13 protein-coding genes are annotated in these 13,449 nt (G+C 69.6%); 7 read left to right on the forward strand and 6 right to left on the reverse strand.

Going from position 1 to position 13,449, the window contains the following annotated elements; genetic code table 11:
- The first annotated feature begins 113 nt into the window (after window positions 1-113).
- The 4 genes from OG395_RS34650 to fabF all read left to right on the forward strand — a co-directional run bounded on the left by OG395_RS34650 (window position 114) and on the right by fabF (window position 5,971).
- Window positions 114-2,378, forward strand: a complete 2,265-nt coding sequence (locus tag OG395_RS34650; RefSeq protein ID WP_327246434.1) for an MMPL family transporter — start codon at window positions 114-116, stop codon at window positions 2,376-2,378.
- A complete protein-coding gene (locus OG395_RS34655; protein WP_327246435.1) occupies window positions 2,375-3,385 on the forward strand; it encodes a hypothetical protein in 1,011 nt (336 codons plus the stop codon). The genes OG395_RS34650 and OG395_RS34655 overlap by 4 nt, the downstream gene beginning before the upstream one ends.
- Window positions 3,386-3,676: 291 nt before the next feature.
- On the forward strand, window positions 3,677-4,582 hold the full coding sequence (locus OG395_RS34660) for an IclR family transcriptional regulator (protein ID WP_327246436.1): 906 nt from the start codon (window positions 3,677-3,679) through the stop codon (window positions 4,580-4,582).
- Between the two features lie 126 nt (window positions 4,583-4,708).
- A complete protein-coding gene (gene fabF, locus OG395_RS34665) occupies window positions 4,709-5,971 on the forward strand; it encodes a beta-ketoacyl-ACP synthase II (protein ID WP_327246437.1) in 1,263 nt (420 codons plus the stop codon).
- A gap of 84 nt (window positions 5,972-6,055) precedes the next feature.
- Here fabF and OG395_RS34670 read toward each other — a convergent pair whose 3' ends face one another.
- From OG395_RS34670 to OG395_RS34685, 4 genes are all read right to left on the reverse strand, one after another.
- Window positions 6,056-6,493: a Fur family transcriptional regulator gene (locus OG395_RS34670; protein ID WP_323135899.1), complete on the reverse strand. Its 438-nt coding sequence runs from the start codon at window positions 6,491-6,493 to the stop codon at window positions 6,056-6,058.
- A gap of 65 nt (window positions 6,494-6,558) precedes the next feature.
- A complete protein-coding gene (locus OG395_RS34675; RefSeq protein WP_327246438.1) occupies window positions 6,559-7,464 on the reverse strand; it encodes a metal ABC transporter permease in 906 nt (301 codons plus the stop codon).
- A 2-nt stretch (window positions 7,465-7,466) separates the two neighbouring features.
- On the reverse strand, window positions 7,467-8,249 hold the full coding sequence (locus OG395_RS34680; RefSeq protein WP_327246439.1) for a metal ABC transporter ATP-binding protein: 783 nt from the start codon (window positions 8,247-8,249) through the stop codon (window positions 7,467-7,469).
- A gap of 38 nt (window positions 8,250-8,287) precedes the next feature.
- A complete protein-coding gene (locus OG395_RS34685) occupies window positions 8,288-9,241 on the reverse strand; it encodes a metal ABC transporter substrate-binding protein (protein WP_327246440.1) in 954 nt (317 codons plus the stop codon).
- Window positions 9,242-9,396: 155 nt separating this feature from the next.
- Here OG395_RS34685 and OG395_RS34690 point away from each other — a divergent pair, with 155 nt between their 5' ends.
- On the forward strand, window positions 9,397-10,779 hold the full coding sequence (locus OG395_RS34690) for a glycine--tRNA ligase (protein ID WP_327246441.1): 1,383 nt from the start codon (window positions 9,397-9,399) through the stop codon (window positions 10,777-10,779).
- 101 nt (window positions 10,780-10,880) lie between these two features.
- Window positions 10,881-11,084 (forward strand): hypothetical protein, encoded by a 204-nt coding sequence (locus OG395_RS34695; RefSeq protein WP_327246442.1) that lies wholly within the window; start codon window positions 10,881-10,883, stop codon window positions 11,082-11,084.
- Window positions 11,085-11,123: 39 nt separating this feature from the next.
- Here the strand turns inward: OG395_RS34695 and OG395_RS34700 are convergent, their stop codons facing one another.
- Both OG395_RS34700 and OG395_RS34705 read right to left on the reverse strand, forming a co-directional pair.
- Window positions 11,124-11,708 (reverse strand): TetR family transcriptional regulator, encoded by a 585-nt coding sequence (locus OG395_RS34700; RefSeq protein WP_327246443.1) that lies wholly within the window; start codon window positions 11,706-11,708, stop codon window positions 11,124-11,126.
- A gap of 80 nt (window positions 11,709-11,788) precedes the next feature.
- Window positions 11,789-12,796, reverse strand: coding sequence for an aldo/keto reductase (locus tag OG395_RS34705; RefSeq protein ID WP_327246444.1), 1,008 nt, complete (start codon window positions 12,794-12,796; stop codon window positions 11,789-11,791).
- Between the two features lie 314 nt (window positions 12,797-13,110).
- On the opposite strand from OG395_RS34705, the gene OG395_RS34710 reads away from it, so the two are divergent.
- Window positions 13,111-13,341: a DUF6243 family protein gene (locus OG395_RS34710; protein WP_327249549.1), complete on the forward strand. Its 231-nt coding sequence runs from the start codon at window positions 13,111-13,113 to the stop codon at window positions 13,339-13,341.
- Window positions 13,342-13,449: the final 108 nt, after the last annotated feature.

Consider the following 13,449-nt stretch of genomic DNA (forward strand, 5'->3'; position numbering starts at 1 on the left):
CGACGCAACGCCCAGTACCTCCGCACCTCCAGCACCGATGAGGCCCTGACAGCACTCGGCGGGGCCCGGACAGGCATCGGGCGAACCATCAGAGAAAGACGAAAGGACCTCCCATGGCGACCACTTCGGTGCCACCCCAAAGCGGTCGGCAGAGCCGACGCGGCCCGTGGTTCACACTGCTCGCCGGACTGCTGTTCCTGATCATCACCGGCGCGGCCGGCGCCGGGGTGCTCGAGAACCTCAAGTCCGGCGGGTTCGACAATCCCGACTCCGACTCCGTGGCCGCCGCCTCGGCGCTGGAGCACTCCTTCCCGGAGAGCCAGCCCAACCTGTTGGTCCGGATCGAGGACACCAAGGGTGGGGTCGACAGCTCCGAGGCGCACGCCGCCGCCGACAGGGTCGTCAGGACGATCGGCGACGACTCCGGCGCCCGGGTCGTCGCCTCCTACTTCGACACCCCCGACCCGGCGCTGCGCTCCGACGACGCGGGGCTGGTCCTGGTCCGGATCAACGGTGACGAGAACGAGAGCCTCAAGACCACCAAGAAGCTCCACGAGGAGCTGTCCGACCCGGACGGCGCCGTGGCGGTGTCCTTCGGCGGCATCAACGCAGTCAACAACGACATGAACGCGCAGATCGAGAAGGACATCGTCGCCGCGGAGACCATCGCGATCCCGCTGACGCTGCTGCTGCTCATCCTCGTGTTCCGCGGCGTGATCGCGGCGCTGCTCCCGCTGCTGCTCGCGGTGCTCACCGTGGTCGGCTCGTTGGGCATCCTCAACGTCCTCTCCCGGTTCACCGACGTCTCGGTCTTCGGGGTCAACCTCATCACCGCGCTCGGTCTCGGTCTGGCGGTCGACTACAGCCTGCTGATCGTCACCCGCTACCGCGAGGAGCGCGCCGCCGGCCGCAGCAATATTGACGCGCTGCGCGTCACCCGCGCGACCGCGGGCCGCACCGTGTTCGTCAGCGGTGGCGTCGTCGGCGCCGCCCTCGCCACCCTGCTGGTCTTCGACCAGTACTTCCTGCGCTCCTTCGCCTTCGCCGGCATCTCGGTGGTCCTGCTGTCCGTCGGCGGCGCCCTCCTGCTCCTGCCCCCGGCCCTCATCCTGCTCGGCGACAAGATCGACGCCCTGGGCTGGGCCCGGCGGACCGCCCCGAAGCCCGCCACGAACACCACCTGGGGCCGCATCGCCGGCCTTGCGTTCCGCAAGCCGCTGCTGCTCGCCACGCCCGTCGTGATCCTGCTCATCGCCATCGCCCTGCCCTTCGGCCACTCCCAGTTCGGCGTCCCCGACGAGCGGGTGTTGCCGAAGGACAGCGAGAGCCGGGTCGTGGCCGAGGCGCTTCGCAAGGACTTCGGCACCGGTGACGAGCACGCGCTCAACGTCGTCGCCCAGAACTGGAAGGGCTCCGACGCCGACCTCGCGACGTACGCCACCGCCCTGTCCCGTGCGGACGAGGCGACCAAGGTCGTCAGCGCCGCGGGCGTCTTCGAGAAGGGCGCCAAGGTCAGCCCCCTGCCGGCGGCCCAGGTGGCCCGCTTCGACAACGGCACCGCGACCTGGCTCCAGGTCCAGACGGACGTGGCCCCGTACTCCTCCGAGGGCTCCCAACTCGCCCGCGACGTAAGGGACATCGCCCCTCCGGCCGGTAACCGCGTGCTCGTCGGCGGCCAGGCGGCCCAGGTCACCGACATCAACCAGTCCATCGCCGACAAACTGCCGATCGCCCTCGTCCTGATCGTGGTCTTCAGCCTCCTGTTCCTCTTCCTGCTCACCGGCAGCGTGGTGCAGCCGATCAGGGCGCTGCTGCTCAACCTCCTCAGCCTGGTTTCGATCCTCGGCGTGACGGTCTGGATCTTCCAGGACGGCAATCTCTCCGACGCCCTCGGCTTCACCCCTTCGCCGCTCGCCGTCTCCATGCCGGTCCTGGTCTTCTGCATCGCGTTCGGACTGTCGATGGACTACGAGGTCTTCCTGATCTCCCGGATCAAGGAGCACTACGAGCGCTCCGGCGACCTGGCCACCGCCGTCCGCGACGGCCTCGGGGCGAGCGGGCCGGTGATCACCGCGGCCGCGGCCATCCTCGCGGTCTCCTTCTTCGCGATGCTCACCTCCGGTGTCTCCCTGATCAAGCTGTACGGCGCCGCCACCGGCCTGGCGATCCTCATCGACGCCGTCCTGGTGCGCGGCGCGCTCGTCCCGGCGTCGTTGCGGGCCACCGGCCGCATCACCTGGTGGGCCCCCTCCTGGCTGCGGGGCGTCCACGCCCGCTTCGGTGTCCGCGAGTCGGCCGAGGAAACGGCCGCCGCCATCACTGTCCCGGCCACCGGTGCGGCCGAGGACCGGCGTCACAAGGACGGAGTCAGAGCATGACGAGCCCCGAGAACACGACCACGTCCCTGGACCGGCTGAGAGAGGTCGCCGCCGAGGCGGCCCGGGCGGCGAACGCGCACAACACCCAGCCCTGGGAGCTCCGTCCCGGCACCGACCGCGTCGAGGTGGGCTGGCGCGCCGAGGACGCACTGGGACCGAGCGACCCGGCCCACCGCGATCTGCGGCTGTCGCTGGGCACGTACGTGGAGAGCCTGCTCATAGCCGCGGCCGAGCAGGGCATTGCCGTCGACTTCGAGCTCGATCTCGACACCGAGACCCGGCGCGTGGGCCGGCTGCTGCCGGCCGACCGGCCGTACGACACCCGCTTCCGGACGTCCGACATCGCCGGCCGCCGGGTCTGGCGCGGCGCCTGGAAGCCGCAGCAGGTCGACACGAAGGCGATCGAGGCCGCGCAGGAGACCGCCCGTGCGGCGGGCTTCCGGGTGGCCGCGATCAGCGCGGCCGCGGCCAGGCCGCTGCTCGTCCGCGCCTACCACTGGTTCTTCGGCGACCCCGGGATCGCCGCCGAACTGATGGCGTGGACGCGGCTGAGCCCCCGTCACCCCAAGTACCGCAGCGACGGCCTGAACGACGTCATGCTGGTACTGAACCGGGTGGAGCGCTTCCTCATGGGACTTCTCTTCTCCCCGGTCGTCTACCGGGCACTGCGCCCGCTGGGGCTGCCGCGCTTCCTCACCCCGCTCTCCTCCAGCGCGACCGCCGGTGATGGCGTCGTCCTGGTGATCCTGGGCAAGGGCGAGGACACGGCCCAGGAGGTGGCGGCCGGACGCCTGGTCACCCGCCTCTGGCTGGACCTCTTCCGGCAGGGGATCTACGTCCACCCCCAGAGCCATGTCATCGACTGCCCGCACACCGTCGGGGACCTCGCGGTCCTGTGCGGGGCCGAGGACGGCGAACGCCCGCTGGTCTTCTTCAGAGTGGGCTTCCCCGCGGTCGACCCCTCGCTGCGCCCCCGGCACCCGCGCCGCGGCCTGTCGCAGCAGTGAACCCGGCACGGTCGCGGGGCCGGGGCCCGACGCCCCGTCACGCGGCCCGTGCGGCAACCAGGGTGACGGCCGGTCCGTAAGAGCCTGTCGGCCGCCGGCGCTCACCCGCCCGTCCGGCGACGGTCCTCGTGCCGTCGCCGGACGGACGGGTGACGTGGTTGTTCGGGCACTGGCTCCCTCGGTGTCACCGAAGTGACCTTCACCATTGCTCCACGTCTGTGAGGGTCTTGTTCGTAGCGTCGGGGGATCGCAGCGCATCAAGGTGCACCAGGCGAAAGCGAGTCACTACGGATGGAAATCCGCAACACCACGGAAAATCGATCGGTCGTCGAGCGCGCTTTCAGTGTTCTCGGTGTCTTCAGGGGCAGGGACCACTCGCTGTCGGTGAGCGATATCAGCCGTCTTTCCGACCTTCCCGTGGCGACGGCCCACCGCATGGTGACAAAGCTCGTTTCCCTGGGGGCCCTGGAACGGGTGGAAGGAAGCAGATACACCATCGGACTCCGGCTGTGGGAACTCGCCGCGCACGCGCCGAGGCACCGCGCGCTGCGGACGGCGGCGATGTCGCACATGCTGCGACTTCAGGAGAAGACGAAAGCCATGGTGAACCTCTCGGTGCGTGACGGCGCCGAGGGAATCTGGCTGGAGAGTCTCGGCTGGGGCGGCCCGGTGCACGTCGCTCCGATGGTCGTCGGTGACCGGTTCCCCCTGCACACCACGGCATCGGGAAACGTCCTGCTCGCCTACGCGAGCTCCGAAGCGCAGGAGGACATCCTCGCCCGCGCGCTGACCCGGAACAGGCAAGAGGGGCTGGCCGGTCCCCTGGTTCTGCGCAGGATCGTCGGCCAGGTCAGGCGCTGGGGCTACGCCGCGGGCGACTTCCAGACGGAGCGGCGTACCTTCGCGGTCGCCGCCCCGCTGCGGGACGGCGGCGGGGCCGTCGTCGCGTCCCTGTCCCTGGTGACGGATCTCGCCGGTGCCGGCGGACCGCAATGCGTCGGCCCCTTACTGGCGACGGCCGTACGCATATCCAGGGAAATCGCGACCGCCCAGGACCGGGACAACTCCAATCCGCACCGCCTGGCACATGCCCAGGGAGGACGTCCCATTCCGCTCCACACATTCGAAGCCGTGGAATCAGCTGTCGAAGCAGCCGTGGAAGGAGGAAGAGAAACCGCACTCATCCGCCATTCCTGACTATGTGGTCGTTCCGGAGAACCAGTACGGACCGGAGAGAACCGGAACAAGTCTCGCACCCCAGGCCGTGCCCTTCGAGCAGCGCACTCGAGGCCGCGCAATTCCAGACGTGGAGAAAAGATTTCTGTGGAAAAGAACAACCGCACTGTAGTGGTCACCGGCATGGGCGCGACCACGCCGCTCGGTGGCGACACCACCTCGACCTGGGACGCCCTGCTCGCCGGGCGCTCCGGCGTCCGCCGGCTCCCGCACGAATGGGCCGAGGAACTCCCGGTGCGCATCGCCGCCGAGATCGCGGTCGAGCCCACGGAGATCTTCCCGCCCGCCCAGGCGCGCAGGCTCGACCGCGCAGCCCAGTTCGCCCTCATCGCGGCCCGCGAGGCGTGGGAGGACGCCGGATTCAAGGGCCGGGCGGGCGAGGACGAGCCGGTCGACCCCGACCGTCTCGGCGTCGTGGTCGCCACCGCGGTCGGCGGGGTGACGTCCATGCTCCATCAGTACGAGATCCTCAAGACGCGGGGAGCCCGCAAGGTCTCCCCGCACACGATCCCGATGATGATGCCCAACACTTCGTCGGCCCACATCAGCCTCGAAGTCGGTGCCCGCGCCGGGGCCCACACCTTCGTGAGCACCTGCGCCTCCGGCGCCGAGGCCATCGGCTACGCCATCACCATGATCCGCAGCGGCCGTGCCGATGTCGTCATCGCCGGCGGCACCGAGGCGGCGGTGCACCCACTGAACTTCGCCGCCTTCGGCAACATGATGGCGATGTCCAAGAACAATGACGACCCGACCGGCGCCTCACGGCCCTTCGACACCGGGCGCGACGGCTTCGTCCTGGGCGAGGGCGCGGGCCTCGTCGTCCTGGAGTCCGCCGAGCACGCCGCCCGGCGCGGTGCCAGGGTCTACGCCGAGGCCCTCGGCGAGGGCATTTCCTCCGACAGCCACCACATCACCCAGCCGGAGCCGACGGGCCGCGGCATATCCGCCGCACTGCGGTCCCTGACGGACTCCACCGGCCTCGAACCCGGCGAGATCGCGCACATCAACGCGCACGCCACCTCCACCCCGCTCGGCGACGTCGCCGAGATCAGGGCGCTGCGCCAGGTCTTCGGCGACCACACCGACCACTTCGCGATATCGGCCACCAAGTCCATGACCGGCCATCTGGTCGGCGGCGCCGGCGGCGTGGAGACGATCGCCACTGTGCTCGCCCTGCACCACCGGCTCGCCCCGCCGACCATCAACGTCGACGTCCCCGACCCGGCGATCGACGCCGACATCGTCCGCGGCGAGCCCCGCCCCCTGCCCGACGGTCGGATCGCGGCGCTCAACAACTCCTTCGGCTTCGGCGGCCACAACGTCGTGCTGGCGTTCCGCACCGTCTGACCCACCGGCGGCCACCACCACAACGCACGGGCGGGCGGGGCTCCTTCGAGCACCGCCCGCCCGTACCGCGTACCGCTACCCCGCTCAACTCTCCGGCAGCGCCGCGCACTCGGCGCACGTCCCGAAGATCTCCACCGTGTGGGCCACGTTCACATAGCCGTGCTGCGAAGCGATCGTCTCCGCCCACTGCTCCACCGCGGGACCCTCGACCTCGACCGCCTTGCCGCAGACCCGGCACACCAGATGGTGGTGGTGCTCGCCGGTCGAGCAGCGCCGGTAGACGGACTCGCCGTCCGTCGTGCGCAGGACGTCCACCTCGCCCGCGTCGGCGAGGGACTGCAGGGTGCGGTAGACGGTGGTCAGCCCGACCGAGTCACCGCGGTGCTTGAGTACGTCGTGCAGCTCCTGGGCGCTGCGGAACTCGTCCACCTCGTCGAGCGCCGCCGCCACCGCGGCCCGCTGCCGGGTCGACCGGCCGCGTACCGGGGCTGCGTTCGTTCCACTGATCGGCGCCGTCGCCACAGGTGCCTCCTCGTGTCGCCCGTACATATGTCGGGCCATTGTGCCAGCCCGTCCCGGCGCCGGGGTCAGACCCGGACGCCGTTCGTGGCATGGCGGGCAGCCGGTACTTCCGATGCCTCTCCTTCCAGGGTGCACTCCGTCGAGGCTTCGCTGCTGCGCGCACGCCTTCTGGCCAGCGGTGTGGCGAGCAGGGTCAGCACGACGAAGACGCCGATGGCCAGCAGCACGATGGTCGCACCGGGCGGTACGTCCTGGTAGTAGGAGGTCACGGTGCCGGCCAGGGTCACCGCCGTACCGATGACGACGGAGAGCACGAACGTCACCTTGAAGGACTTCGAGATCTGCTGCGCCGCGGCGACAGGGACCACCATCAGCGCGCTGACCAGCAGCAGACCGACGACCCGCATCGCCACGGTGACGGTCACCGCCGCCGTGACCGCGATCAGCAGATTGAGTGCGCGCACCGGCAGCCCGGTGACCCGCGCGAACTCCTCGTCCTGACTGACCGCGAACAGCTGCCGTCGCAGCCCCAGCGTCACCAGCAGCACGAAGGCGGCGAGCAGGCAGATCGCGGTGATGTCCTCGGACGAGACCGTGGAGAGGGAGCCGAAGAGGTACGAGGTGAGGTTGGCGTTGGAGCCGGTGTCGGAGAGATTGATCAGCAGCACACCGCCCGCCATCCCGCCGTAGAAGAGCATGGCCAGCGCGATGTCGCCGCGCGTGCGTCCGTACCAGCGGACCAGTTCCATGACGATCGAGCCGACGACGGCGACGGCCGTGGCCATCCAGACCGGGCTGGTGGAGAGCAGGAAGCCGAGACCGACTCCGGTCATCGCGATGTGGCCGATGCCGTCGCCCATCAGGGCCTGGCGGCGCTGCACGAGGTAGATGCCGACGGCGGGGGCGATGACGCCGACCAGTACGGCGGCGAGCAGGGCCCGCTGCATGAAGGGGGGCTGGAGAAATTCCATGATCAGGTCAGCAGTCCCGTCCGGACGGGCTCGGAAGCCGCATGGGGGTGTACGTGGTCGTGGCCGGGCAGCGCGTGCTGACCGACGGCCTTCGGGGGCGGCCCGTCATGCATCACACAGCCGTCGCGGAGGACGATCGCGCGGTCGATGAGGGGCTCCAGCGGGCCCAGCTCGTGCAGGACGAGCAGCACGGTGGTACCGGCCGCCACCTGCTCGCGCAGCGTCTCGGCGAGGATCTCCTGGCTGGCCAGGTCGACGCCGGCCATGGGCTCGTCCATGATCAGCAGCTCGGGCTCGGCGGCGAGCGCCCGCGCGATCAGCACCCGCTGGTGCTGACCGCCGGAGAGCGCGCTCACCGAGTCCCCGGCCCGGTCGGCGAGACCGACGAGCGCGATGGCGCGGTCGACGGCGGCCCGGTCCGCCTTGCGGAGCAGCCCCAGCTTCGTACGGGACAGCCGCCCGGCGGAGACGACCTCGCGGATGGTGGCGGGGACCCCGCTGGCCGCCGTGGTGCGCTGCGGTACGTAGCCGATCCGTGCCCAGCTGCGGAAGCGGCGCAGGGGGGTGCCGAACAGCTCGACCGAGCCGCCGGTGAGCGGGACCTGGCCGATGACGGACCGGACGGCGGTGGACTTGCCGGAGCCGTTGGCGCCGAGCAGGGCGGCGACCTCGCCGCGGTGCACGGTGAGGTCGATGCCACGCAGCACGGGGCGCGCGCCGAGGGTCGCGGTGGCTCCGCGCAGGGCTATCACGGGGTCGGGCTGGGTGCTGTCGGGCTCGGGCATGAGCGCCTCCGATGCTGCTGTGGCGGATGTTACGAGGGTCACTTCGCGCCGAGCGCCTTCTGGAGGGCGGCGAGGTTGGACTGCATGACCTCGAAGTAGTTGTCGCCCTTGGACTTGTCGGTGATTCCCTCGAGCGGGTCGAGGACGTCGGTCCTCAGGCCGGTGTCCGCCGCGACGGTCTTCGCGGTCTTGTCGCTGGCGAGGGTCTCGAAGAAGACGGTGGTGGCCTTGCTCTTCTCCGCGATGGTGTGGATCTCCTGGATCCGGGCGGGGCTGGGCTCGGCCTCGGGGTCGATGCCGGCGATGCCCTCCTGGACCAGGCCGTAGCGCTCGGCGAGGTAGCCGAAGGCGGAGTGGGTGGTGACGAACGTCTTGGTGGCGGTGTTCCGCAGGCCCGTCTCGTACGCCGTGTTCAGCGCGTCGAGCCTCTTGACCAGGGCGTCCGTGTTCTTGCGGTAGTCCGCGGCGTGGCCGGGGTCGGTCTTCTCCAGGGACGCGCCGACGCCCTTGGCGACCTCGGCGTACCTCACCGGGTCCAGCCAGATGTGCGGGTCGGCCCCGGCGCCCTCGCCCTTGTGCTCGTGGCCGTGTTCGTCGCCGCCGGTCTCGGTGCCGTGGTCCTCCAGCGTGGTCAGCTTCGCCGCGTCGACGCTGTGGGTCGACTCTGACAGCTTGATCGCGTCGTCGACGGCGGGCTGGATACCCTTGAGGTAGAGGATGTAGTCGGCGTCGCCGAGTCCGCCGATCTGCCGCGGGCTGAGCTCCAGGTCATGCGGCTCGACGCCCGGCTTGGTCAGCGTGCTGACCGAGACGTGGGTCCCGCCGATCTCCTCGGCAAGGAACTGCATGGGGTAGAACGACGCCACCACATTCAGCTTGTCGCCGGGCTTGCGGTCGGCGGCGTCCGACGTGGAGCAGGCGGAGAGGGCCATGAGCCCGAGGACGACTGCTCCGGCGACGGCAGCGGTGGGTATGAGGCGGCGTACGTTCATGACAGTCATTTTCAACAAAACTGGAAACGATTGTCAACAAGCCCGATGGGATGGCCACTGAGTGGGCTGTCCGCACACCGATTTGATCCGGAGGGCGTGCCCGCCGGTAATCTGAAGCATTCGCCGTTCGTCGTCGTCGTAATGAAGAGAGCACCGTGGCCGCCGACAAGATCGACTCCATCGTCAGCCTGAGCAAGCGCCGTGGCTTCGTTTACCCCTGCAGTGAGATCTACGGTGGCCAGAAGGCCGCCTGGGACTACGGGCCGCTGGGCGTGGAGATGAAGGAGAACCTCAAGCGCCAGTGGTGGCGCTACATGGTCACTTCGCGCGAGGACGTGGTCGGTCTCGACTCGTCGGTCATCCTGGCCCCCGAAGTGTGGGTCGCCTCCGGCCACGTCGCCACGTTCACCGACCCGCTGACCGAGTGCACCTCCTGTCACAAGCGCTTCCGCGCGGACCACCTGGAAGAGGCGTACGAGGAGAAGCACGGCAAGCCGCCCGTCAACGGCCTCGCCGACCTCAACTGCCCCAACTGCGGCAACAAGGGCACCTTCACCGAGCCCAAGCAGTTCTCGGGTCTGCTCTCCACGCATCTCGGCCCGACCCAGGACTCCGGCTCGGTGGCCTACCTGCGGCCCGAGACCGCGCAGGGCATCTTCACCAACTTCGGTCAGGTGCAGCAGACCTCGCGCAAGAAGCCGCCGTTCGGTATCGCGCAGATGGGCAAGTCCTTCCGGAACGAGATCACTCCGGGCAACTTCATCTTCCGCACCCGCGAGTTCGAGCAGATGGAGATGGAGTTCTTCGTCAAGCCGGGCGAGGACGAGCAGTGGCACGAGTACTGGATGGAGCAGCGCTGGAACTGGTACACGGACCTGGGCCTGCGCGAGGAGAACATGCGGTGGTTCGAGCACCCGAAGGAGAAGCTCTCCCACTACTCCAAGCGCACCGCTGACATCGAGTACCGCTTCCGCTTCGGCGGCAGCGAGTGGGGCGAGCTGGAGGGCGTCGCCAACCGCACGGACTACGACCTCAAGGCCCACTCCGCCGCTTCCGGCACGGACCTGTCGTTCTTCGACCAGGAGGCCGGCGAGCGCTGGACTCCGTACGTCATCGAGCCCGCGGCCGGTGTCGGCCGTTCGATGCTCGCCTTCCTCCTCGACGCCTACATCGAGGACGAGGCGCCCAACGCCAAGGGCGTCATGGAGAAGCGCACCGTGATGCGCCTCGACCCGCGCCTCGCGCCGGTCAAGGTCGCGGTGCTGCCGCTGTCCCGCAACCCGCAGCTGTCGCCGAAGGCCAAGGGTCTCGCCACCGACCTGCGGAAGAACTGGAACATCGAGTTCGACGACGCGGGCGCCATCGGCCGCCGCTACCGCCGCCAGGACGAGATCGGTACGCCGTTCTGCGTCACCGTCGACTTCGACACCCTCGACGACAACGCGGTGACGGTGCGCGAGCGCGACACCATGAAGCAGGAGCGCGTCTCGCTGGACCAGATCCAGGCGTACCTCGGCGCCCGTCTGCTCGGCTGCTGACGCATCACGGTTCCACCGCGAAGCCCCCGGTTCCTCGTACGGAGCCGGGGGCTTCATTGCACACTGGGCACCACGCGACCACGCGTCAACAGGAGGCTCGGATGCCGTCCATGACCACGAGCAAGGTCAGCCGATGGGATCAGCACGGCCGTGAACATGTTGTTCATGTACGGAAGTCGGGGATACAGCGACAACTGAGCTGCGACACGTGCGACTGGCGCAAGGGCGTGCAGTTCCTGCCCTGGCTCAAGGCCGAGGAACACCTGGCCCGGATCCACCAGGCGACGATCGACCCGACGGCCTGACGGCCGCCCGGCGTGCCCCGCCCCTGTGGTGCGGGGCTGTCAGGCGCGCAGGCCGCGCAGCAGCAGGTCCGACACGGCGGTGAACTCGGCGCCGATGGCGGGATTCTGCCATTCGGCGGCGTACGCCGGGTCGTGGAAGCGCGCCGTCGCGTCGAAGACCGCCTGCGCGGTGACCGCCGGATCGTCCACCGCGAACTGCCCGCTGCGCACGCCCTCCTCGATGATCTCCCGGAGCTGGCCGACCAGTTCGCGGACGTGCTCCTCGACGACCGTGCTCTCCCCGGTCAGCACGATGTAGGTCGCGAACAGCTCGGGGTCGTCACCTGCCTTGTGGCGCTTGGACTCGAACAGCGCCGTCAGCCAGTGCCGCAGCTTCGACGGGGCGGGTTCCGCCGAAGCGCTGATGATCTCGGTGAGGGTCACCTCGGTTCGGGTCAGCCAGCGCGCGGTCACCGCCTCGCGCAGCGCCGCCTTCGTGCGGAAGTGGCGGTAGACGCTGCCGTGGCTGACGCCGAGCGCGCGGGCCACGTCGACCACCGTCGCCTTGGCGGGGCCGTAGCGGCGCAGCACGTCCTCGGTGGCTTCGAGGATGCGCTCGGGGGTCAGCGGGTCGGCTGGCGTCATGGTGTCTGTGCTGCCTTTCGGAGGGCACCGTTCGGGGAGCTGCCCTGCGGGGGCCGCACCCCGACGACCGTACCCGGAGCTCAGCGCTCGCTGTCGAGGTGGGCCATCTGGTTCTCCGGGTAGCGCGAACCGGCGGCCGCACCTGCCGGGACCGCCTCCTCGATCGCGGCGAGGTCGGCGGCGTCCAGCGTGACATCCAGGGCGCCGAGGGCCTCGGTGAGCCGGTCGCGGCGGCGGGCGCCGACAAGCGGCACGATGTCCGTACCCCGGCCGAGCGCCCAGGCGATGGCGATCTGGGCGACCGAGACGCCCTTCTGCTCGGCGATCTTGCGCAGGGCGTCGACCAGGTCGAGGTTGTGCTGGAGGTTCCCGCCCTGGAAGCGCGGGCTCATGGCCCGGAAGTCGCCCGGGGCCAGCTCGCGGTCACGGCTGAAGTGCCCGCTGATCAGGCCGCGCGACAGCACCCCGTACGCCGTGACGCCGATACCCAGTTCACGGCAGGCCGGCAGGATCGCGTCCTCGACGGACCGCGAGATCAGCGAGTACTCGATCTGCAGATCGGAGATCGGGGCCACGGCCGCCGCCCGCCGGATCGTGTCCGCGCCGACCTCGGACAGGCCGATGTGGCGGACATGGCCGGCCTCGACCAGCTCGGCGATGGCGCCGACGGTCTCCTCGATCGGGACATCGGGATCGACGCGGGCGATCCGGTAGATGTCGATGTGGTCGGTGCCGAGCCGCTGGAGCGAGTAGGCGGCGAAGTTCTTCACGGCGGCAGGCCGGCCGTCGTACCCCGTGAAGGCGCCTTCGACCGTGCGCAGCGCGCCGAACTTCACGCTGGTCAGCGCCTGTTCGCGGGCGGCGCCGGGGGCCGTGCGCAGCGCCTCGTTGATCAGTAGTTCGTTATGGCCCATGCCGTAGAAATCGCCGGTGTCCAGCAGGGTGATGCCCGCGTCGAGCGCGGCGTGGATGGTGGCGATCGACTCGGCGCGGTCGCTCTCGCCGTACAGCGCGGACATGCCCATGCAGCCGAGGCCCAGAGCGGAGACCTGTGGGCCGGTGGAGCCGAGCGTGCGGGTGGCGGTCATGAGGGACTCCCGTGGTGGAGAAGAAGAAAGCGTGTGTGGAAGACAAGAGAGGGATGGGCTGTGGCACAACCATGACATATGGGCTGACAGATTTCAATATCTGTCAGTGCATTGTTCTGTGATGCTTCGCGCCGGCAGGCCGAAAACCGGGTGCTGCGGCCGGTGCGGCCGGGGTACGGTTCCCGTATGTCTTCGTTCTTCCAGATCTACGAGTGAGAGCGCGGCGGGCTCGACCGCCCGTCGCCCACCGGATCGATTCCAGGTCGCTCACGACCTCACGTCTCATGACGTCTCACCACGAATGGGAGAACCCCGTGGCCAAGAGCCGCAACAACCTTCTCGGTGTCGGCGGACAGCGCAAGAAGCTGTCCCGCGCCGATCAGCACGGCGCGGGCAGCGCGCGCAACGCCGACCGCAGGACCGCGGACGACCAGAAGCAGGAGCTGCTGCGCAAGATGCGCGAGCGCGCCGGGTCCGGGCAGGCCCCAGCGTCCGCCGATGCCGCGACGTCGAACCGCGAGGGCGACTCAGCGGCGCAGAGCTGACGCCTTCTCTGTGCTCGTACGACCAGTGGCCCTGTCCGGCGCATGAAGATCGGCCGGACAGGGCCGCGTGGGCCCGGATCACCCTTGGTGATCCGGGCCCACGCCCGT

It is taken from the genome of Streptomyces sp. NBC_01320 (assembly GCF_035974375.1).
In the GTDB taxonomy this organism is placed as follows: Bacteria; Actinomycetota; Actinomycetes; order Streptomycetales; family Streptomycetaceae; genus Streptomyces; species Streptomyces yanii.

What these genes read in the sequence shown, in the direction of transcription:
- OG395_RS34695 (WP_327246442.1), top strand. Translation starts at nt 10,881, where the DNA reads ATGCCGTCCATGACCACGAGCAAGGTCAGCCGATGGGATCAGCACGGC.
- OG395_RS34650 (WP_327246434.1), top strand. Translation starts at nt 114, where the DNA reads ATGGCGACCACTTCGGTGCCACCCCAAAGCGGTCGGCAGAGCCGACGC.
- OG395_RS34685 (WP_327246440.1), bottom strand. Translation starts at nt 9,241, where the DNA reads ATGAACGTACGCCGCCTCATACCCACCGCTGCCGTCGCCGGAGCAGTC.
- OG395_RS34675 (WP_327246438.1), bottom strand. Translation starts at nt 7,464, where the DNA reads ATGGAATTTCTCCAGCCCCCCTTCATGCAGCGGGCCCTGCTCGCCGCC.
- OG395_RS34660 (WP_327246436.1), top strand. Translation starts at nt 3,677, where the DNA reads ATGGAAATCCGCAACACCACGGAAAATCGATCGGTCGTCGAGCGCGCT.
- OG395_RS34705 (WP_327246444.1), bottom strand. Translation starts at nt 12,796, where the DNA reads ATGACCGCCACCCGCACGCTCGGCTCCACCGGCCCACAGGTCTCCGCT.
- OG395_RS34680 (WP_327246439.1), bottom strand. Translation starts at nt 8,249, where the DNA reads ATGCCCGAGCCCGACAGCACCCAGCCCGACCCCGTGATAGCCCTGCGC.
- OG395_RS34655 (WP_327246435.1), top strand. Translation starts at nt 2,375, where the DNA reads ATGACGAGCCCCGAGAACACGACCACGTCCCTGGACCGGCTGAGAGAG.
- OG395_RS34700 (WP_327246443.1), bottom strand. Translation starts at nt 11,708, where the DNA reads ATGACGCCAGCCGACCCGCTGACCCCCGAGCGCATCCTCGAAGCCACC.